Genomic DNA, 1,010 nt, shown 5'->3' with positions numbered 1-1,010 from the left:
TTCTACAGCTATCCGCTGCGCGCGTTCGAGGCGCTCGGCAATCTGGGCATCTGGCGCTCGACTTTGTGCATGGCGAGCTATGCCAAGGCTAAGCTGCGCCCCAATCCCACCGTCCGCAGCTTCGAGGACTGGGTGGTCAACCAGTTCGGCCACAAGCTGTATTCGATCTTCTTCAAGACCTATACCGAGAAGGTCTGGGGCATGCCGTGCGACACGATGTCGGCGGACTGGGCTGCGCAGCGGATCAAGGGGCTGAGCCTCGGCGGCGCGGTGCTCGACGGGCTGAAGCGCTCGCTCGGGCTCAACAAGCGGCCCAATGACGGCATGCAGACCAAGACGCTGCTCGAGAGCTTTCGCTATCCGCGGCTCGGGCCGGGAATGATGTGGGACGCCGCCCGCGACAAGGTGCTGGAGCACGGCAACACGATCCTGATGGGGCATGCGCTGAAACAGCTTGCCGAGGATTCGACCGGTCGCTGGCGCGTCACCGCGACCGATCGCGACGGCGCGACCGTCACGATCGACGCCGGCCATGTGATCAGCAGCGCGCCGATGCGCGAGCTGGCGGGCCGGTTGCACCCGTTGCCGACGACGTTGCCGCAGGCGAGCGCGCTCCGGTATCGCGATTTCCTGACCGTCGCGCTGATGATCAAGTCGCCCGACCTGTTCCCCGACAACTGGATCTACATCCACGATTCGAAGGTGAAGGTGGGCCGCGTCCAGAATTTCCGCAGCTGGAGCCCCGAGATGGTGCCCGATCCGGACATTGCGTGCGTCGGGCTCGAATATTTCTGCTTCGAAGGCGACGGCTTGTGGGCGTCGAGCGACGCCGACCTGATCGCGCTGGCGACGAAGGAAATGGCGATCCTGGGCTTGTGCGATCCGGCGCACGTCACCGGCGGCGTGGTGGTGCGGCAGGAGAAGGCGTATCCGGTGTACGACGAGGACTATCGCGATAACGTCGACGCGCTGCGCGAGGAGATCGAGGCGCGGCATCCCACGCTGCACTG

1 protein-coding gene is annotated in these 1,010 nt (G+C 65.0%); it reads left to right on the top strand.

All coding sequences use genetic code 11. The features are described 5' to 3' along the window. Window positions 1-1,010, top strand: a 1,010-nt coding sequence (locus ASE88_RS01165; protein WP_056474434.1) for an FAD-dependent oxidoreductase, incomplete at both ends; no start/stop codon positions are given.

Origin of the sequence: Sphingomonas sp. Leaf38 (assembly GCF_001421825.1) — a bacterium.
GTDB lineage: Bacteria > Pseudomonadota > Alphaproteobacteria > Sphingomonadales > Sphingomonadaceae > Sphingomonas.
The sequence above is the reverse complement of the archived record's forward strand: the minus strand, read 5'-3'. Positions and strand labels throughout refer to the sequence as shown.